The organism is Blautia sp. An46 (assembly GCF_002161645.1).
Taxonomy (GTDB): domain Bacteria; phylum Bacillota; class Clostridia; order Lachnospirales; family Lachnospiraceae; genus Blautia; species Blautia ornithocaccae.
In genome coordinates this window covers 1-739 of sequence record NZ_NFIF01000060.1, presented here as the reverse complement: position 1 = coordinate 739, position 739 = coordinate 1, and the positions used below count along the sequence as shown (strand labels likewise).

At 42.8% G+C, this 739-nt stretch carries 1 pseudogene; it reads left to right on the top strand.

What is annotated here, in order from left to right:
- Positions 1-44: 44 nt before the first annotated feature.
- Positions 45-410, top strand: a pseudogene (locus B5G00_RS18505) (IS1634 family transposase); the annotation flags it as partial.
- Between the last annotated feature and the right edge of the window lie 329 nt (positions 411-739).

Here is a 739-nt window from a genome sequence, read left to right as displayed (position 1 = left end):
TTACTAAATGGTGTTATGGTGTTATAATGAGGAGAGGTGATTTTATGGCTTACTTTTTAAAAAAATCCAATCTTAATAAAGGCACTTATCTTCAAATTTATGAAAGTTTTTATGACCCACGCAAGAAAAATACCGCACACCGTTCTTATAAAGCCCTTGGTTACGTCCACGAACTTCAGGAGAAAGGAATCGAGGACCCGGTTGCTTTCTTCAAAGATGAGGTTGCCCGATTAAATCAACAGCTGGCAGAGCAACGGCAAAGCGAGAAAGATTTACAGATCTCCGAGGAAACTCCTGAAAAACTCCTGGGCTACTTTCCTCTCAAAAATCTCAATGAGTCTCTGGATGTAAAGAAATATATTGATCTTATGCAGACTGCTACGGATTTCAAGTTTAATGTGTTTTCCCTCCCTATATTGTCAAGTGATTTTCCTTTAAAATAAAGGTTTTTCAAGTTACTATCTCAGATGAATGAGCCATGGAGATGGGCATTTCTCTGTATCTGATACGAAAATAGCTGGTTTTGGGTACACGAAGTAAAACGTCTTCGTATTTCGTTTTACATGGCCTTGTGTATACCCTTCCATCTATGGCAGCGCACCTCCCGTGTCTACCAGGACCTCCTGCGTCTCCGCCGGGTCCTCACTTCCTTCGTCCCGCCTGCCCATAACCAGGGTGTCAGCTTTGCTCCTGTGCAGGGTCTTGCCCTATGGAAAATATACCTGCCGACTACTGGCTC